This is a genomic window from Roseicyclus sediminis, assembly GCF_025515305.1.
GTDB classification, from domain to species: domain Bacteria; phylum Pseudomonadota; class Alphaproteobacteria; order Rhodobacterales; family Rhodobacteraceae; genus Roseibacterium; species Roseibacterium sediminis.
In genome coordinates this window covers 44631-62795 of record NZ_JAOPHT010000019.1, presented here as the reverse complement: position 1 = coordinate 62795, position 18165 = coordinate 44631, and the positions used below count along the sequence as shown (strand labels likewise).

The 18165-nt window shown below is 68.9% G+C and carries 20 protein-coding genes; 7 read left to right on the top strand and 13 right to left on the bottom strand.

The window, feature by feature from the left end:
- The 5 genes from N8I71_RS18225 to N8I71_RS18205 all read right to left on the bottom strand — a co-directional run.
- On the bottom strand, positions 1–295 hold a 295-nt coding region (locus N8I71_RS18225), incomplete at its 3' end, for a biotin/lipoyl-containing protein (protein ID WP_262879456.1).
- 34 nt (positions 296–329) lie between these two features.
- Entirely contained in the window at positions 330–590 is a 261-nt protein-coding gene (locus tag N8I71_RS18220) for a hypothetical protein (protein ID WP_262879455.1), read from the bottom strand.
- Positions 587–1963: a pyruvate dehydrogenase complex E1 component subunit beta gene (locus N8I71_RS18215; protein ID WP_262879454.1), complete on the bottom strand. Its 1377-nt coding sequence runs from the start codon at positions 1961–1963 to the stop codon at positions 587–589. Before N8I71_RS18215 ends, N8I71_RS18220 begins: the two co-directional genes overlap by 4 nt.
- 15 nt (positions 1964–1978) lie before the next feature.
- Positions 1979–3001 carry a pyruvate dehydrogenase (acetyl-transferring) E1 component subunit alpha gene (pdhA, locus tag N8I71_RS18210; RefSeq protein ID WP_262879453.1) on the bottom strand — a complete coding sequence of 341 codons (1023 nt, stop codon included), beginning with the start codon at positions 2999–3001 and terminating at the stop codon, positions 1979–1981.
- Between the two features lie 155 nt (positions 3002–3156).
- The gene (locus N8I71_RS18205) at positions 3157–3450 is read right to left on the bottom strand and encodes an FtsB family cell division protein (RefSeq protein ID WP_262879452.1); all 294 of its coding nucleotides are present in this window, start codon (positions 3448–3450) and stop codon (positions 3157–3159) included.
- Between the two features lie 132 nt (positions 3451–3582).
- Between N8I71_RS18205 and N8I71_RS18200 the strand changes: the two genes are divergently transcribed.
- Positions 3583–5181 carry an acyl-CoA dehydrogenase family protein gene (locus N8I71_RS18200; protein WP_262879451.1) on the top strand — a complete coding sequence of 533 codons (1599 nt, stop codon included), beginning with the start codon at positions 3583–3585 and terminating at the stop codon, positions 5179–5181.
- Here N8I71_RS18200 and N8I71_RS18195 read toward each other — a convergent pair.
- The 6 genes from N8I71_RS18195 to gap (N8I71_RS18170) form a co-directional block, all read right to left on the bottom strand.
- Positions 5174–6058 carry a fructose bisphosphate aldolase gene (locus N8I71_RS18195; RefSeq protein ID WP_262879450.1) on the bottom strand — a complete coding sequence of 295 codons (885 nt, stop codon included), beginning with the start codon at positions 6056–6058 and terminating at the stop codon, positions 5174–5176. The genes N8I71_RS18200 and N8I71_RS18195 overlap by 8 nt on opposite strands.
- Positions 6059–6167: 109 nt before the next feature.
- Positions 6168–7349, bottom strand: coding sequence for a phosphoglycerate kinase (locus N8I71_RS18190; protein WP_262879449.1), 1182 nt, complete (start codon positions 7347–7349; stop codon positions 6168–6170).
- Between the two features lie 162 nt (positions 7350–7511).
- The gene (gap, locus tag N8I71_RS18185; protein WP_262879448.1) at positions 7512–8516 is read right to left on the bottom strand and encodes a type I glyceraldehyde-3-phosphate dehydrogenase; all 1005 of its coding nucleotides are present in this window, start codon (positions 8514–8516) and stop codon (positions 7512–7514) included.
- A gap of 132 nt (positions 8517–8648) precedes the next feature.
- On the bottom strand, positions 8649–8792 hold the full coding sequence (locus N8I71_RS18180; RefSeq protein ID WP_262879447.1) for a glyceraldehyde-3-phosphate dehydrogenase: 144 nt from the start codon (positions 8790–8792) through the stop codon (positions 8649–8651).
- A 106-nt stretch (positions 8793–8898) separates the two neighbouring features.
- Positions 8899–9417: a peptidase S1 gene (locus tag N8I71_RS18175; protein ID WP_262879446.1), complete on the bottom strand. Its 519-nt coding sequence runs from the start codon at positions 9415–9417 to the stop codon at positions 8899–8901.
- Between the two features lie 117 nt (positions 9418–9534).
- Positions 9535–10539: a type I glyceraldehyde-3-phosphate dehydrogenase gene (gene gap, locus N8I71_RS18170; RefSeq protein WP_262879445.1), complete on the bottom strand. Its 1005-nt coding sequence runs from the start codon at positions 10537–10539 to the stop codon at positions 9535–9537.
- Between the two features lie 261 nt (positions 10540–10800).
- Here gap (N8I71_RS18170) and N8I71_RS18165 point away from each other — a divergent pair, with 261 nt between their 5' ends.
- Entirely contained in the window at positions 10801–11772 is a 972-nt protein-coding gene (locus N8I71_RS18165) for a DUF808 domain-containing protein (protein ID WP_262879444.1), read from the top strand.
- Between the two features lie 99 nt (positions 11773–11871).
- The gene (locus tag N8I71_RS18160; protein WP_262879443.1) at positions 11872–12303 is read left to right on the top strand and encodes a DUF2267 domain-containing protein; all 432 of its coding nucleotides are present in this window, start codon (positions 11872–11874) and stop codon (positions 12301–12303) included.
- Between the two features lie 130 nt (positions 12304–12433).
- Here N8I71_RS18160 and tkt read toward each other — a convergent pair whose 3' ends face one another.
- Positions 12434–14449 carry a transketolase gene (gene tkt / locus N8I71_RS18155; protein WP_262879442.1) on the bottom strand — a complete coding sequence of 672 codons (2016 nt, stop codon included), beginning with the start codon at positions 14447–14449 and terminating at the stop codon, positions 12434–12436.
- A 341-nt stretch (positions 14450–14790) separates the two neighbouring features.
- On the opposite strand from tkt, the gene N8I71_RS18150 reads away from it, so the two are divergent.
- Entirely contained in the window at positions 14791–15666 is an 876-nt protein-coding gene (locus N8I71_RS18150; protein WP_262879441.1) for a coiled-coil domain-containing protein, read from the top strand.
- Positions 15659–16084 (top strand): cell division protein ZapA, encoded by a 426-nt coding sequence (locus N8I71_RS18145; protein ID WP_262879440.1) that lies wholly within the window; start codon positions 15659–15661, stop codon positions 16082–16084. Before N8I71_RS18150 ends, N8I71_RS18145 begins: the two co-directional genes overlap by 8 nt.
- Before the next feature lie 84 nt (positions 16085–16168).
- Here N8I71_RS18145 and N8I71_RS18140 read toward each other — a convergent pair whose 3' ends face one another.
- Entirely contained in the window at positions 16169–16849 is a 681-nt protein-coding gene (locus N8I71_RS18140) for an SDR family NAD(P)-dependent oxidoreductase (RefSeq protein WP_262879439.1), read from the bottom strand.
- A 145-nt stretch (positions 16850–16994) separates the two neighbouring features.
- Between N8I71_RS18140 and N8I71_RS18135 the strand changes: the two genes are divergently transcribed.
- Together N8I71_RS18135 and N8I71_RS18130 are read left to right on the top strand one after the other, a co-directional pair.
- Positions 16995–17567: a biotin transporter BioY gene (locus N8I71_RS18135; RefSeq protein ID WP_262879438.1), complete on the top strand. Its 573-nt coding sequence runs from the start codon at positions 16995–16997 to the stop codon at positions 17565–17567.
- 190 nt (positions 17568–17757) lie between these two features.
- Positions 17758–18162, top strand: a complete 405-nt coding sequence (locus N8I71_RS18130; protein ID WP_262879437.1) for a BLUF domain-containing protein — start codon at positions 17758–17760, stop codon at positions 18160–18162.
- Positions 18163–18165 lie beyond the last annotated feature (3 nt).

The following is an 18165-nucleotide window of genomic DNA, read 5'->3' as shown; positions in this document are numbered from 1 at the left end:
TGGCCGGGGCAGGGGCGGCGGCGGGCGCGCTGCCAATGGCGTCCGCGCTTTCGCCCTCTTCCAGAAGCACGGCGATCGGCGCGTTGACCTTCACGCCCTCGGTTCCCTCGGCCACGAGGATCTTGCCGATCACGCCCTCGTCCACGGCCTCGAATTCCATCGTCGCCTTGTCGGTCTCGATCTCGGCGAGGATGTCGCCGGCGCTTACCGTGTCGCCCTCCTTCACCAGCCATTTGGCCAGCGTGCCGTCCTCCATGGTCGGGCTCAGGGCGGGCATAAGGATTTCGGTCGGCATGGTCGCGGCTCTCCCTTCTCGGTGTCCCGGGGCCTCAGCGCCCGGGTTCGAGCGTGATCTGGTCGAAGGGCGCCCGGGGGCGGGCGCCGGAATGAAGCGTGCGGATCGCGTGCACGAGCGCGTGGGCGCGCGCCTCGATCCATTCATAAGCGGCCTGGTGCGGCACCTTCTCGTCGGTGCCGTGCTCGGCGGACAGGAGCGCCTCGGGGATCCGCGCAACCACCTCGGCCCCGTCGATGTCGAGGCCGATGCGGTAGGCGTCGGAGGCCTGCGTCTTGCCGAGCACGCGCATCATCCGCGGTAGGTCACCTGCTTGACGGCCTCGATCACTTCGGCCGTGGAAGTCAGGGCGAGCTTCTCGAGGTTCGCGGCATATGGCATCGGCACGTCCTTGCCGGTGCAGTTCAGGACCGGTGCATCGAGGTAATCGAAGGCGTGGGTCATGATGTAGGCCGACAGGTGATTGCCGATGGAGCAGACCGGGAAGCCTTCCTCGACGGTCACGCAGCGGTTGGTCTTCATGACGCTCGCGATCAGCGTGTCGTAATCGATCGGGCGCAGCGTGCGCAGGTCGATCACCTCGGCGTCGATGCCGTCCTTCGCCAGTTCCTCGGCGGCCTCGAGCGCGTAAGTCATGCCGATGCCAAAGCTGACGATGGTCACGTCCGTGCCCTCGCGCCAGATCCGCGCCTTGCCGAAGGGGATCGTCAGGTCATCGATCTGCGGGACGTCGAAACTGCGGCCGTAGAGGATCTCGTTTTCGAGGAAGATCACCGGGTTGGGGTCGCGGATCGCGGTCTTGAGAAGGCCCTTGGCGTCGGCCGCCGAGTAGGGCTGCACGACCTTCAGGCCGGGGATATGGGAATACCACGCCGCGTAGTCCTGGCTGTGCTGGGCGCCGACGCGGGCCGCCGCGCCGTTGGGACCCCGGAACACCATCGGCGCGCCCATCTGACCGCCCGACATGTAGAGCGTCTTGGCCGCCGAGTTGACGATGTGGTCCATCGCCTGCATGGCGAAGTTGAACGTCATGAACTCGACGATGGGCTTCAGCCCGCCGAAGGCCGCGCCGACGCCGAGGCCCGCGAAGCCGTGCTCGGTGATCGGCGTGTCGATCACGCGGCGTGGGCCGAACTCGTCCAGCAGCCCTTGCGTCACCTTGTAGGCGCCCTGGTACTCGGCCACTTCCTCGCCCATCACGAAGACGGTCTCGTCGCGGCGCATTTCCTCGGCCATCGCGTCGCGGAGCGCTTCGCGGACCGTGGTCTTCTTCATCTCGGCATCGGCCGGCCAGTCGGGCGAGGCGTTCGACTTAGGCGCGGCGGGGGCCGGGGTCGCCGGAACGGCCGGAGCCGCGGGCGCAGCGGAAGGGGCGGGGGCCTCGGCGGCGGGCGCGGCTGCGCTTGCTCCGTCCGGGACGCTCTCACCTTCTTCTACAAGAATGGCGATCGGGCTGTTGACCTTCACGCCCTCGGTGCCCTCCGCCACGAGGATCTTGCCGATCACGCCCTCGTCCACGGCCTCGAATTCCATCGTCGCCTTGTCGGTCTCGATCTCGGCGAGGATGTCGCCGGCCGAGACCGTGTCGCCCTCCTTCACCAGCCACTTGGCCAGCGTGCCGTCCTCCATCGTGGGGGAGAGCGCGGGCATGAGAATTTCGGTTGCCATCGTCGTCGTCTCCCCTCAGGCGTCCTGCGGCGCCACTTCGGCGTAGATATCGGTCCAGAGCTCTTCGAGTGCGGGCTCGGGGCTCTCCTTCGCGAACTCGGCGGACTCGTTCACGATATCCTTGATTTCCTTGTCGATCTTCTTGAGATCGTCCTCGGATGCGTGCCCGCCCGTCAGCAGCAGCTGGCGCACGTGCTCGATCGCGTCGCGCTTCTCGCGCATCTCCTGCACCTCTTCCCGCGTGCGGTATTTCGCGGGGTCGGACATGGAGTGGCCGCGGTAGCGGTAGGTCATGACCTCGAGGATGTAGGGGCCCTTGCCCGCGCGGCAGTGCGCGACGGCCTTCTCGCCCGCGGCCTTCACGGCCAGCACGTCCATGCCATCGACCGCCTCGCCCGCGATGCCATAGGCCGCGCCCCGTTCCCAGAAGTCGGGGGACTTCGTGGCGCGCTTGACGCTGGTGCCCATGGCGTACTGGTTGTTCTCGATCACGAAGATGACCGGCAGGCTCCAGAGTTCGGCCATGTTGTAGGTCTCGGCGACCTGGCCCTGGTTGGCGGCGCCGTCGCCGAAATAGGCGAAGGTCACCCGGTCGTTGCCGAGGTACTTGTCCGCGAAGGCGAGGCCCGCGCCGATCGGCACCTGGGCCGCAACAATCCCGTGGCCGCCGTAGAAATGTTTCTCTTTCGAGAACATGTGCATGGAGCCGCCCTTGCCCTTGGAGTAGCCCCCCTCGCGGCCCGTCAGCTCGGCCATCACACCCCGGGGGTCCATCCCGCAGGCCAGCATATGACCGTGGTCGCGGTAGGAGGTGACGCGCTTGTCGCCCTCGCTTGCGGCGGCCTCCAGGCCGACGACGACGGCCTCCTGACCGATGTAGAGGTGGCAGAAGCCCCCGATCAGGCCCATGCCGTAAAGCTGACCGGCCTTTTCCTCGAATCGGCGGATCAGCAGCATGTCGCGGTAGTGGGCCTTCAGCTCATCGGCCGAGACATTCGGCTTGGCGGCTGATCTGGACGCGGTTTTCCGGGTCGCCATGGCTGTCGGGACCTCCCCGTGCAATGAGATAGTTTAACGTTGAACTATCCATAGCAAAGCCGGGGCGCGATGACACCCCCCGTTTTCCTGATAAGGTGACGCAGGGCCGCCGGGCCGCCATGCGTCCAGTGCAATAATGCCCGGGCGGGGGGATGTCAGGGCAGGACGATCTCGTCGGGGCGGGTGTAGCCCAGCACGTCGCGGGCGCGTTCGTCCAGCAGGTCGAGATCGAGGAAGTCGTCCGAGAGCCGCCGGGTCAGGATTTCCATGCGCGCGTTCTCGGCCTCCAGCCGGGCCAGTTCGATCGACAGGCGGTCGGACTCGGCCTCGATCTGGATGCGACGAAAGAGGCCGTAATTCCCCTGCACCGCGGTGAAGGTGAAGTAGGCGCCCACCAGCACGAGCGCGGTGGTGATCCCGAGTCCGGTGAAGGAGATCGAACGGAACATGCCTCTGCCTCTGCCTCGGACGCCTCTGACGGGCGTCTCGTCGGAAGAGATTCGCATAACGTCGGGTAAAAGGGAATCCCCCCGCGACAGAATGATTCGCGGCCCCTATCCTTTCGCCGGGGAGGTGTTGCCATGGAGCCGACATCGACGCTTGCGGACCATGAGGTCACGAACCAGCCGCCCGCGCGCGGGAACCGCGACCTCTGGGGCGGGGACCCGGTGCTTGCGACCCACGCGAAGGGCGCCGGGGTCGGGGACCATGCCCGCGCCCTCGGCACGGTCGGGGCCGCCGCCTGGGCGCGCGAGGCGAACACCCGCCTGCCTGAGCTTCGGCTCTTCGATGCGGGCGGGCGACGGCTCGACGAGGTGGGGTTCACCGACGGCTATCACCGGCTGATGGCGCTGGGCCTCGGGGCGGGCTACGCCGGCGGGCCCTGGACGGGGGGAAGCCACCTGACCCATGCGGCCATGGTCTACCTGCACAGCCAGGTGGAGCCCGGCACCTGCTGCCCGATGACGATGACCTATGCCGCCGTCCCCGCGCTGGCTGCGGCCCCCGCGCTTGCCGCCGACTGGGTGCCGAAGCTGACGGCGCGCGACTACGATCCGGCGGTCGCCCCCCTGTCGGCCAAGCGCGCGGCGACGCTGGGCATGGCGATGACGGAGAAGCAGGGCGGCTCGGACGTGCGCACCAACACGACGCGGGCCGAGCGCGCGGGAGAGGGCTGGCGCCTCACCGGGCACAAGTGGTTCTGCTCGGCGCCCATGTCGGACGGGTTTCTCACGCTCGCGCAGACGCAGGTCGGGCTGAGCTGCTTTCTCGTGCCCCGCTGGCTCGAGGACGGGACGCGCAACGGGGTCCACCTGCTGCGCCTGAAGGACAAGCTCGGCAACCGGGCCAATGCCTCGGCCGAGATCGAGTATCACGGCGCGCTGGCGCATCTTCTCGGCGAGGACGGGCAGGGCGTGCGCACCATCCTGACCATGGTGCACCACACCCGCCTGGACACCGCGATGGCGCCCGCGGGCCTGATGCGGGGCGCGCTCGACCACCTGTCGCACTGGGTCCGGCACCGCACCGTCTTCCAGCGGCGGCTTGCCGACCAGCCGCTGATGCGCGCGCTTCTGTGCGACCTCGTCCTCGACTGGGAGGGGGCAACGGCGCTGGGCTTCCACGTCGCGCGCGCCTTCGACGATCCCTCTCGCGCGCCCTTCGCCCGCATCGCGGTGGCGCTGGCGAAGTTCCTCAACAACAAGCTCGCCCCCCGCGTCATCGTCGAGGCGATGGAGGGGCTGGGCGGCATGGGCTACGTCGAGGACACGCCCCTGCCGATGCTCTACCGCGAGGCGCCCCTGAACGGCATCTGGGAAGGGTCGGGCAACGTCATCTGCCTCGACATCCTGCGCACGCTCGCTCGGGACCCCGCGGCTGGCGCGCTGCTCGCCGCCGACCTCGACGCGGCGCGCGGCGCGGATCGGCGCTATGACGCTGCACTTGCCGCCCACCGGGCGCGCTGGCCCGGCCTGCCCGACGAGGCCGAGGCGCGCTGGTTCGCCGAACGCACGGCGCTTCTGCTGACCGCGTCCGTGCTGGTCCGGGCCGCGCCGGAGGCGGTGGCGGATGCCTTCGTCGCCACCCGCCTCGACGGCGCGCGCGGCCATGTCGCCGGGAGCCTCGGCCCCCCCGACATGTCCGCGCTTCTCGCGCGCCTTGGCCCGGAATTCAGGTGATCGAGGCGGCGTAGATGCTGTCGATCGTTTCGGCGATCGTGGCGTTGAAGTCCTCGTCCGACTGCTGCGCCGAAAGCCCCTCGGTCAATGCGCGGCTGAAGCTCGCGATCATCCCGTGGTTCTCGGCCAGTTTCGCGTTCGCCTCGTCGCGGGAATACCCGCCCGAGAGCGCCACGACCCGCAGCACCTTGGGATGCGCGATCAGCGGCGCGTAGAGGTTGGCCTTGGTCGGCAGCGACAGCTTCAGCATGACCGGCTGATCCTGGCCTTCGAGGTGCTTCAGGATCGAGGCGAGCAGCATGTCCTCGGCTTCGGCCTTGTCGGCGATCGAGATCGTGACCTCGGGCTCGAGGATCGGCACGAGGCCCTTGGCAAGCACCGCCCGCCCGAGCTCGAACTGCTGGGCGACGATCGCCTCGATCCCCTCCGCGTTCGCCGCCGAGACGACCGAGCGTTCCTTCGTGCCGAAGATGCCGTGCGCCACGGCCCGGTCGAGCAGGTCGTCGAGCCCCGGGATCGGTTTCATCAGCTGCACGCCGTTTTCCTCGGCCTCCAGCCCCTTGTCGATCTTGAGGAAGGGGACGACGCCGCGTTCCTCCCACAGGAATTTCGCGGAAGGCTTGCCGCCCATCTCGCGGTCCATCGTCTTCTCGAACAGGATCGCGCCCACGACCTTCTCGCCGGTGAAGGCGGGCGCGGTGGCGATCCGGGTCCGCATCTGGTGGATGAGATCGAACATCTCGTCCTCGGAGGCATACGCGTCCTCCCCGATCCCGTAGAGGCGCAGCGCCTTGGGCGTCGAGCCGCCCGACTGGTCCAGCGCGGCGATGAACCCATTGCCGCTTTCCATCTGCTCGCGCATCTCAGCGTTCGTCATGTGTCACACCCTCAATGTTTTGCTCAAATGACCCACCCGGGCCCGAGCAATAGGGGGACGCGACGGACCTGTCCATCATGGTGGCGCAAACATGAGGCGACGAAGGGCTTCAGCCCTGTTCGAGTGCCGCCACCCCCGGCAAGGTCTTGCCCTCCATCCATTCCAGGAAGGCGCCTCCGGCCGTCGAGATGTAGCTGAACTTCTCGGCCGCGCCCGCGCGGTTCAGCGCCGCGACGGTGTCGCCGCCGCCCGCCACAGAGACCAGCGCGCCTTCCGCGCTGCGCTCGGCGGCATGGGTGGCCGCGGCGTTGGTGGCCGCGTCGAACGGCTCGATCTCGAAGGCGCCGAGCGGGCCGTTCCAGATCAGCGTCCTCGCCCGGTCGATGGCGTCACGGACGCGCGCCACGCTCTGCGGCCCGGCATCGAGGATCATCGTGTCCGCCGGCACGGCGGTGACGGCGACCGTGGTGTTGTCGGCGTTCGCGGCGAATTGCTCGGCCACGACGACGTCGGTGGGCAGGATCACCTCACAACCCGCGGCGCGCGCCCTGGCGAGGATGTCGCGGGCCGTCTCGCCCAGATCGTGCTCGCAGAGCGACTTCGCCACGTCCACGCCTTCGGCCGCGAGGAAGGTGTTCGCCATACCGCCGCCGATCACCAGCATGTCGACCTTCTCGACGAGGTTCCCCAGGAGGTCGAGCTTGGTCGAGACCTTCGCGCCGCCCACCACGGCGAGAACCGGCCGCTCGGGATTACCGAGCGCCGCCTCGAGCGCCTTCAGTTCCGCCTCCATCAGCCGCCCGGCGCAGCACGGCAGGAGATGCGCAAGCCCCTCGGTCGTGGCATGGGCCCGGTGCGCGGCCGAGAAGGCGTCGTTGCAGTAGACATCGCCGAGCGCGGCATAGGATCGGGCCAGGTCGGGGTCGTTCTTCTCCTCGCCGGGATCGAAGCGCGTGTTCTCCAGAAGCGCGACGCTTCCCGCTGGCAGCGCTTCGAGCGCGGCGCGGTCAGGCGCCTCGAGGAAGGCCACCGGCTGCCCGAGCGCGGCCTCGAGCGCGGGCACGACCTGTCTCAGAGACATCTCGGGCACGACCTTGCCCTTGGGGCGCCCGAAATGCGCGAGCAGGACCGGCCGTCCGCCTTTCGCGAGAATGTCCTTCACCGTCGGCACGATGCGCTCGATCCGCGTCGCATCGGTCACCCGGCCATCCTCGACCGGCACGTTGATGTCGACGCGGGTCAGCACGATCCTTCCCGCCAGGTCCAAGTCGTCGAGGGTTTTCCAGGTCATCGCGGCCTCCCGGTTCCTGCGTCGTGATAGCAGAGCCTCGCCGCGGCGACAGCGGTTTTCGCGCCTCCGGCGGGCGTATTTTGGGAAAGATGAAGCCGCGGACGACTGCTGCCGCGGTCTTCATCTTTCTTCAAATACGCACTTCGCGACGCCCGCCCTGTCTCAGAGGTACTTGCCCATTTCGACCGCCGTGTCGCTCATCCGGTTGGAGAAGCCCCACTCGTTGTCGTACCACGTCAGGATCCGGCAGAGATTGCCGTCCATGACCTTGGTCTGGTCGGTGTGGAAGATGGACGAGTGCGGATCGTGGTTGAAGTCCATCGAAACGAGCATCTCGTCGGTATAGCCGAGGATCCCCTTCAGCGGGCCCGAGCCGGCAGCGGCGCGGATCGCGTCGTTTATCTCCTCCACGCTCGTGTCGCGGGCGGCCTCGAAGGTCAGGTCCACGACCGAGACGTTCGGCGTGGGCACGCGCACCGCCACGCCGTCGAGCTTGCCGTTCAGCTCGGGAAGGACGAGGCCCACGGCGCGGGCCGCGCCCGTCGAGGTCGGGATCATCGACATCGCCGCCGCGCGGGCGCGGTAGAGGTCCTTGTGCATCGTGTCGAGCGTCGGCTGGTCGCCGGTATAGGAGTGGATCGTCGTCATGAAGCCGCGCTTGATGCCCACCGCCTGGTTGAGGACATGGGCCACCGGCGCGAGGCAGTTCGTGGTGCACGAGGCGTTCGAGACGATCAGGTCGTCTTTCGTCAGCTCGCCGTGGTTCACCCCGTAGACGATGGTCTTGTCGGCCCCCTTCGAGGGCGCGGAGACCAGAACCCGGCTCGCGCCGTTCTCGAGGTGGATCTGCGCCTTCTCCTTGTCGGTGAAGATGCCCGTGCATTCCATGACGATGTCGATGTGCTTCCATGGCAGCTCGGCGGGATTGCGGATCGCCGACACCTCGATCGGCCCGCGGCCCACGTCGATGGTGCTTTCGGTCGTCGTCACCGTCGCCGGGAAACGGCCGTGCACGCTGTCGTAGCGCAGGAGATGGGCGTTGGTCTCGACCGGGCCCAGGTCGTTGATCGCCACCACCTCGATATCGGTGCGCCCCGATTCCACAATGGCGCGCAAAACGTTGCGCCCGATGCGTCCGAAGCCGTTGATCGCTACCTTGATGGCCATGATTCCTCCGAAATGCTTTGCGTTCCGCGCCTGTCAGGGCGGGAAATGTTACCGCTAACGGTGGTATCAGCCGTGCGCGGCCTCTGCAAACGACAATGCGGTGACAGTGGCCTCAGCACAAGCCCCGGCGCCCTAGCGCCAGAAGGCGGCCCAGTCGAGCAGGTCGACGAATTCCAGCGCCAGGAAGAACAGGACACGCCCCCCGTTGAGGACGAGATCGGCGAGGACCGCCGCGACGATGACGGCGGCAAGCCAGGCCGCCACGGTGTTTGTCATGTCATGCTCCGCCGGTTCCGCAGGTCTGCCCCCGGGGCGCACACTGACACGCGGCGCGGCACCGGGCCAAGCCCCGTTTCGCGCCGCGTGGCGGAGGTCCGTGCCGTTACTTGCTGGCCGCCGCGCCGCCGCTTCCGGCGCCGGTCTGCAGCGTCAGGACCGAGGGGCAGGTCTCGGTGCCATAGGTGCCGACCCAGATGTCATAGACCCCGTTGCGGGCCGGCGCGATGGAGATTGCGGGGTCGAGGCCGCCGCCTTCGTCGTCGCTGAAGAACCACTCGCCGGTTGCGTCGTTCACCAGAAGGACGGTGTCGCAATCGCCGGAGACCGAAAGGGTGAGGGATTCGTCGGCCGCCGCGCCCGACAGGGTGAGTTCGAAATCGGGCGCCTCGACGATCCAGCCGTAACCGGGCGCGCTGCCGCAGGCACCAAGATCGATGTTCCCGCCGGCGATCACGTCGAAGGAAAGGCCGCCCTGGAGTTGTCCGGCGCCGTAGCCGAGCGGCGCGCCGCCGAGCCCGACATCGGGGCAGGACTGGGCCATCGCCGCTCCGGACAGGCCGCAGGCCAGAAGCGCGGTCGCGCCGAGGCGGGCAGCAAACCGGATGCTCTGAGTCGTTCGCATGAGAAAATCTCCCCTCTGTGCTCGCGCCGTGACGATGGCGCCCGGGGATGATCGCGCGTTTCAGGGTTCGGCGCCTTGACCGGCGTCAACACGCCAGCCCGCAGCCTGCGCGGCCCGTCAGTGCAGGAGCCGCCCCATCGCCGCCGAAACATCGGCCATGCGTGCCGAGAAGCCCCATTCGTTGTCGTACCACGCGAGCACCCGCACGGTGCGCCCGCCGACGACCTTGGTCTGGTCGGGGGCGAAGATCGAGGAATGCGTCGTGTGGTTGAAGTCGATGGAGACCTTGGGCTCGGGGTCGTAGGCCAGCACAGCGCCCATGTGGCCGGCGGCGGCCTCGCGCACCACCTCGTTCACATCCTCGACGGTCACGTCCCGTCCGGCCTCGAAGGTCAGGTCCACGGCCGAGACGTTCGGCGTCGGCACGCGCAGCGCGGTGCCGTCGAGGCGGCCTTCCAGCTCCGGCAGTACCTCCTTCAGCGCCTTGGCGGCGCCCGTCGATGTCGGGATCATCGCCATGGCGGCGGCGCGGGCGCGGTAGAGGTCCTTGTGGCGGCGGTCCAGCGTCGGCTGGTCGCCGGTGTAGCTGTGGATCGTGGTCATGATCCCGCGTTCGATGCCGATGGCGTCGTTCAGGACCTTGGCGAGAGGTGCGAGGCAGTTCGTCGTGCACGAGCCGTTCGAGACGACATGATGGCTGTCCAGAAGCTCGCGGTGGTTCACGCCGTAGACGATGGTCTTGTCGGCGTTCTTCGCGGGCGCCGAGACGAGGACGCGCTTGGCGCCGCGGGTCAGGTGAACGGCGGCCGCGTCGCGGTCGTTGAACTTGCCGGTGCATTCGAGGACGACGTCGCAGCCCTCCCAGTCGAGCTCGGCCGGGTCGTAGGTCGAGAAGACCTTCATCGGCCCGCGTCCCAGGTCCATCGTGTCGCCCGAGACGCGGACCTGCCCGCCGAAGCGGCCGTGGATGCTGTCGTATTTCAGGAGGTGCGCATTCGTCTCGATCGGGCCGGTCGCGTTGATCTTGACCACCTGGACGTCGTTGCGTGCGGCCTCGGTGATATGCGCCAGCGTGCAGCGTCCGATGCGGCCGAAGCCGTTGATACCCAGCGTGATCGTCATGAAATGCACCTTTCCCGAATTCGGCAATCCCGTTCTGCGTCACCGCATACAAAAGCATGCCGCGACCGGGAAGACGAAAAATCACGATTTATCTGCATGTTAGCGAAAACATCCGCCGTTTGCGCTAACGGCTTTGGGCGGTCGTTCGCGGATCGCATCCGAAACGGGCGCCGCCGGGCAAACCGTTTCCTCGGGAAGGCGGGTTGTCTGCGGGGGGTGGCCCGCTATGCTCCGGCCGCTACGGGTCTGGAGAGGGAAACCATGAGCGGATTGCTGGCGCTTCTCGACGACGTCGCTGCAATCGCGAAGGTCGCCGCGGCCTCCGTCGACGACGTGATGGGCCAGGCGACCAAGGCCGGCGCGAAGGCGGCGGGCGCGGTGATCGACGACGCCGCGGTGACGCCGAAATACGTCCATGGCTTCACCGCCGAGCGCGAGTTGCCGATCGTCTGGAAGATCACGCGCGGCTCGATCTTCAACAAGCTGGTGATCCTGCTGCCCGCCGCGCTGCTGCTGTCGGCCTTCGCGCCCTGGGCGATCGCGCCATTGCTGATGCTGGGGGGCGGCTACCTGTGTTTCGAGGGCGCGGAGAAGGTGGCTCACTGGCTCTCGCCCGCGCATCACGACGTCCAGGAAGCCGCCCGGAAGAAGATGTCCGCCGAAGACAGCGCGCACCTGGAGGAGGAGAAGGTGAAGGGCGCGATCAAGACCGACTTCATCCTGTCGGCCGAGATCATGACCATCGCGCTGGCCGCCATCGAGACCGACTCGCTCCTGTTCGAGGCGGTTGCGCTGGCCTTGGTGGGCCTTGGCATCACCGTGCTCGTCTACGGGTCCGTGGCCCTGATCGTGAAGGCGGACGACATGGGCCTGCACCTCGCCCGCCAGGGGCGCACGGCGCTGGGGCGGGCCATCGGCCGGGGCGTGGTGAGGGGCATGCCGGGCTTCATGCGCCTGCTGACCTTCGTGGGCACGCTCGCGATGCTCTGGGTCGGCGGCTCGATCGTCGTGCATTCGCTGGCCGAGATCGGCTGGCACGTGCCGGAGGATGCCATCGACGCGATCGCGCAGATGGCCGACGGAGCGGGGGACTTCGCGGTCTGGGCGGCGAAGGCGGTGATCGACGGGCTTCTCGGCCTGGCGATCGGTCTTCTCCTGATGCCGGTCGTCGGCCGGGTGATCTCGCCCGTGCTGCGGGCCGTGGGTCTCGGGGGGGAAGGCGCGTCCCATTGAGTCCCGCCTTCTGACGCAGGTCAAGGCGCCCGACGCGCCGTCGTGCTCTCATTACAGGCGGCGCGGGACGAGGCGCCGGGGCAAGCGAGGGAGGACGCCATGAGTGCGTTGGGACTGAAGATCATCGACGAATCCGTGCAGCAGGCCAACGTCTGGATCAACGAGGTCGACTACCGGGCCGGCTGGGCCAACAAGCAGCGTGCCTACCGGCTGATGCGCGCGGTCCTGCAGGCCCTGCGCGACCACCTTTCCCCCGACGAGGCGGCGCAATTGTCGGCGCAATTGCCGATTTTCGTGCGCGGGATCTACTACGAAGGCTATGACCCGTCGAAGACGCCGGTGGTCGAGCGCAGCAAGGCGGGCTTCATCGAGCGCGTCCAGGCGGCCTTTCAGGGCGATCCAATGGGCGATGCGGAGCACGCCATCGGTGCGGTCTTCGACGTACTCGACGCCCATGTCTCCGAAGGCGAAATGGCCCATGTGCGGGCCAGCTTCACGGGGGAGATCCGGGCGCTCTTCGCGGACGGCTGACACTGCGCATCGCCGCCTTCGGGCGGCGTCCCGCAAAGCCGCGGTCTCATGCCCCCTGCGGGAGCATTCGGCCGCGGCTGGTGCCCTCCGGGCGGGGAGTTTTTCGCCAGGATGAAGGGCAGGAGCCGGTTCAGAGAAGCGACTTCGCCTTCTCCGCCACGGCCTCGGCCGTGATGCCGAAGTGACGGTAGAGATCCTCGGACGGCGCCGACGCGCCGAAGCCGTGCATCCCGACAAAGCCCGATTTCTCGCGGCGGCCACGTTCGCCGAAAAGCCAGCGGTCCCAGCCGAAGCGGATCGCGGCCTCGACCGCCACGCGCACCGGCCCGCCGGGCAGGACGCGCTTGCGATAGGCCTCGTCCTGGTCCTCGAACAGTTCCCAGCAGGGCATGGAGACGACGCGCGTGCCGATCCCCTTGGCCTGCAGAAGGTCGCGCGCGGCCATGGCGATCGCGACCTCGGAGCCCGTCGCCATCAGGATCGCCTGGCGCTTGCCCTCCGCATCGGCCAGCACGTAGCCGCCCTGCGCGGTCAGGTTCCTGGTCTTGTGTTCGGTCCGCACGGTCGGCAGGTTCTGGCGGCTGAGCGCCAGGACCGACGGCGTCGAGGATTGCGACAGCGCGACCTCCCAGGCCTCGGCGGTTTCGACCGCGTCGGCGGGCCGGAAGACCAGCATGTTCGGCGTCGCACGCAGCATGGCGAGATGCTCGACCGGCTGATGGGTCGGCCCGTCCTCGCCGAGCCCGATGCTGTCATGGGTCATGACGTACTGCACCGGCACGCCCATGAGCGCTGACAGCCGCATCGCCGGGCGCGCATAGTCGGCGAAGCACATGAAGGTGCCGCCGTAGGGCCGCACGCCGCCATGGAGCGCCATGCCGTTCATCGCCGCCGCCATGCCGTGCTCGCGGATGCCGTAGTAGACATAGCGGCCCTTGCGGTTCTCCGGCTCGAAGGTGCCGAGATCGGCGGTCTTGGTGTTGTTGGACCCGGTCAGGTCGGCCGAGCCGCCGATCGTTTCCGGCAGGATCGGGTTGATGACCTCGAGCGCCATCTCGCTGGCCTTGCGCGTGGCGACACTCGGGCGTGCCTCGGAGAGCTGCTTTTTCAGCGCGCGGATCGTGGCCGAAAGCTTCGTCGGCATCTCGCCCGCGAAGGCCCGGTTGAATTCCGCCTGCTTGCCGTCGGAAAGAAGCCCGAAGCGCGTCTCCCATTCCTCGCGCGCGGGCCGCCCGCGGGCGCCGATGGCCTCCCACTCGGCCTTGAGGTCGGCGGGGATCTCGAAGGGGCCGTGGTGCCAGCCATAGGCTTCCTTGGCGGCCGCCAGCTGCGCCGCGTCGGTCAACGCGCCGTGGCCCTTTGCGGTGTCCTGCGCGGCATGGCCGAGCGCGATGTGCGTCTTGCAGGCCACCATGGCGGGCCGGGCGCTGGCCTTGGCCGCGGTCAGCGCGCGGTCGATGTCGACGGGATCGTGGCCGTCGCACTCGAAGACATCCCAGCCGGATGCGGCGAACCGCGCCAGCTGGTCCGTGCGGTCGGCGATCGACACCTTGCCGTCGATGGTGATGCCGTTGTTGTCCCACAGAACGATCAGCCGCGACAGCTCCTGCCGGCCTGCGAGCGCCAGTGCCTCCTGGCTCACGCCCTCCATCAGGCAGCCGTCGCCGGCGATGACCCAGGTGTAGTGGTCGATGATCTTCCGGCCCCACTTGGCGCGCAGGAATTCCTCGGCCATGGCGAAGCCGACCGCGTTGGCGATGCCCTGGCCGAGCGGGCCTGTCGTCGTCTCGATCCCCTTGGCATGGCCGTATTCCGGATGGCCCGCGGTGATCGAGCCCAGTTGCCGGAACGCCTTGACCTGCTCCAGCGTCATGTCGGGCGAGCCGGTGAGATAGAGGAGCGAATAGAGCAGCATCGAACCGTGGCCGGCCGACAGGATGAAGCGGTCGCGGTTCGGCCAGTCGGGCGCCGATGCGTCGAAACTCAGGTGCTTGTCGAAGAGAACGGTCGCCACGTCCGCCATGCCCATCGGCATTCCCGAATGGCCCGAATTCGCCGCGGCCACCGCATCGAGCGTCAGGGTCCGGATGCAGGCGGCGCGGCGCCAGTGGTCGGGGTGGTTCCGGGCGAGGGCGGCGATGTCCATGTGGCTTGGTCCTTGGCTTTGCTTTGCAGGGGCGCGGACGGGCGGCGCGGCTGTCGCGGCGTGATAGCAGGTGGCGGGCGAAGTGCAAGCGCGCGGGTTGCCGCCGTCGGGGCGGTTCCGGGCCCCTGCAGGTCGGCCCGCCATGGGCGATCTTGCGCCAACCGGGCGGGAAAAACTTGCAAATCCGGCCAGATTGGGATTGCGTGGAGTTGGGCGGCCGAGGCATCCGCCCGGCGCGACGACCCCTCCAAGACCGGAACCGGCAGGAGGGCGCGCAAATCGGAGGTGCGGGCCGGACCCGGGCATCCAGATCGAAGCAGGACCGGAACGGTATAGTAACCATGGGCGACAGCGCGGAATTCGAGAAACTGGGCGCTCTCGAGGCGCGACTGGCATCGGCACTCGACCGGATCGCCAGGGGCCTCGACGCGGGCGCCGTAGGTGGTGTCGGCTTCACGGCCGATGGCCCCCCGGTCGCGTCGCCGGCCTCCTCGGCGCTCGCAGCCGCCGAGGCGGCCCGGGACGAGGCCGAGGCCCGCGCGCGGGACCTTGCACTGCGTGTCGAGGCGCTCGAAGCCCGCCTGGCCGAAACGCAGGACGCTCTTGGCGGCGCCGAAGCGAAACTCGCCGAGAGCGGAAGCGCCGCCGATGCCGGCGCGGGACGCATCGCCGAGCTCGAGGAGCACCTCGCCGCCCGCGAGGCCCAGATATCCGCCCTGACCGAAGCCCGCGACGCGCTGGAGGCGCGCGTGGCCGACCTTCAGAAGGCGGCGGAAGAAACCCCAGGCGATGGCGAGCGGATCGCGGAGCTCGAACACGAGAACGGCCTGCTGAAGCGGCGTGTGGAACGTGCCCGCGAGGAACGTGCCGAGGCGCTGGCCGCCCGCGACGCCGCCCAGGACCTCGCCGAAGAGCTTGGCGAGACCTCCGGCCTCGAGCCCGACGCGCGCGCGCTGGCGCTGCGCGCCGAGGTGCGCCGGTTGAAGCGGGTCGTCGACGAGATGTCGCAGGGCCTCGACGAGATGAGGGCCGGAACGACCATGGTGGCGGACGGCGAGGCGGGGACGAACGGGCAGGGGGCGCTCACCCGGGCGCTCGAGGCGCAGGTCGCCGCCCTCACGGAGGCGCGCCGCGCCGAGGCGGCCGAGCTCGACCGCATTCTCGCCGAACTGACCGAAGGCGAGGGGCCCAGCCAGGAGGAAGCCGGACATGCCTGAGGTCGAGATCGAGATCGGCGGACGGTCCTTCGCTGTCGCCTGCAAGGAAGGCGAGGAGCCCTATCTGCGCGCCGCCGCGAAGCTTCTCGACACCGAGGCGGCTGTGATCCTGGGGCAGATCGGACGCATGCCGTCGGACAAGATGCTCCTGATGGCGGGGCTGATGCTGGCTGACAAGACCGGCGCGCTGGAGGATGACGTAAAGGGCCTGCAGGCCAAGGTCGCGGCGCAGGAAAAGGCGCTCCGCTCGGCCGAGGAACGTCTCGCGGACCGCGCGCGCCGGATCGCGGAGCTGCAGGAGGCCGGGCCGCGCACCGAATTGCCCGACAGCGTCACGGACGGGCTGGCCGAACTGGCCGCGCGGGCCGAGGCGCTGGCCGAGGAACTCGAGGGCAGGGCGTCGAGCGGCGGGGCCTGAGCTCCGGACGCGCGCCCGACTGGGCCTTCATCTTTCCTGAAATACGCAATCGCGCCGGGGGTTCCGGCGCGAAACGGTCCCGTTCTAGGCGCCGCCGAGGATCGGCGCCAGAAGCCGCGCCGCCTCGTCGCGCGGATTGGCGAGCTTCGAGCGGTCCTCGCCGGGGTAGAAGCGCGCGCGCGTCGCGGTCGGCATGGGCGCGGGGCGCAGCAGGTGCACGTCGGGCCCGTGTTTCGCCGTCTCGGCCTGCCAGCTCTGCACCAGCGCGCGCTGGGCGGCCTTCGACATGGCGTAGGCACCGGCGAATTTCTCGTCCCATTCGTCGTCGAAGAACACCGCCACCGGCGCCGTCGCGGGCGCGATGAGCGGATCGATCATCGCGATCAGGCGCGCCAGCGCGCGGATGTTCGTCGTGATGTTGCGGTCGAGGTCCTTGGCAGTGATGTGCGGCGCGGGCGTCAGCGCGGTCACGTGGATCGCGGTATGGACCCAGATGTCGGCCCGGCCCCAGCGGTCGTGGACCGAGCGGCAGAGATGGGCGATCGCGCCCTCGTCGGTCAGGTCGATCGGCGCCAGCGTCGCGTGGCCGCCGGCGGCCTGGATGCGGTCGTCGAGTTCCTCCAGGCCGCCCACCGTGCGGGCGACGGCGACCACGTGGGCACCCTTCGCGGCAAGCCATTCGGCGCAGGCCGCACCGAGCCCGCGCGAGGCCCCGGTGACCAGCGCGATCTTTCCGTCCAGCGGTTTTGCGTGCGTAGCGTTCATGGCCGCGCGCAATGCCCTGCCGCGCGGCAATTGGCAAGGGTGCCTCGAGACGGGGGCGCGGCGCGGGGCGCGCTTGACTTCGCCGGGAGCCACGGGAATACCGGAGGGCGACAGGATGAACGACCATGACAACCGGAGGGTTCACATGAGCCGCGACACCACCCTTGCACAGGCCGCCCTCGGCGATCTGAGCCTTCTGAAACAGACTGCGCTGGTTCTGGCCGGCAGCTTGCTGATCGCCGTGGCGGCGCAGTTCTCGGTCTTCATCGGACCCGTCCCGCTCTCGCTTCAGACGCTGGCGATCCTGACGGTCGGCTTCGCGCTCGGCGCGCGGCTCGGCGCCGCGACGCTGATCGTCTACCTCGGCCAGGGCGCCATGGGCCTGCCGGTCTTCTCGGCCGGTGGCGCGGGCGTGGCCTACATGATGGGGCCGACGGGCGGCTTCCTTCTCGGGTTCGTCGCGATGGCATGGCTGGCCGGATGGGCCGCGGACCGGGGGCTGGCGCGCCGCGCGCTGCCCGCGATCCTCGTCGCGCTCGTGGCCTCCGCGATCATCTACATCCCCGGCCTGATCTGGCCCGCCGTGACCCTCGGCACCGAATGGAGTGCGCTCTGGGCCGGCTGGATGGCGCCGTTCCTGGCGGGTGACGCGATCAAGTCGGTGATCGCCGCGCTGGCGGTCTCGGGCGGTCTGGCGGCCTTCCGCCGCCGCGCCTGAACGCGTCGCCACAGCTTTTCCAACGCCGCCCCAGGGTTGCCCCGGGGCGGCGTCTTCGTTTCGGAATGGTATCATGTCCGCGCGCGGGCCGCTGGACAGGCGCTCGGATCGGCCCATGTCTTCAGTCGTTGTGGGCACCTGCGGCTCCACGCGATCCGGCAAAGGCCGCAAACCAGGGGATCGCACAGCCATGGACCTGATACGCCTGATCTACACCTCCCGGCCTTTCGGCTTCGACCAGGGCATGCTCAACGGCATCCTCCTGCAGGCGCGGCGCAACAATGCCGAGGACGACATCACCGGCGCGCTGATCTGCCGGGCGGATCTCTACATTCAGCTTCTGGAAGGGCCGGCGGACAAGGTGGCGGCCTGCTACGCCCGGATCCGCCGCGACGACCGGCACGTGGAGGTGACGCTGCGCCACAAGGGGCCCGCGCCACACCGCATGTTCGCGGGCTGGGCGATGCGCGACGACCCGGCGCAAAGCTGGATGTGGGACCGGGAGGCCGTGGCCGACGGCGCGCTCGACCTCGAAGGGCCCGAGGCGTTCCAGGCGATTTTCGCCCGGCTGCGGAGCCAGCTGCCGGAGGTCTGAGGA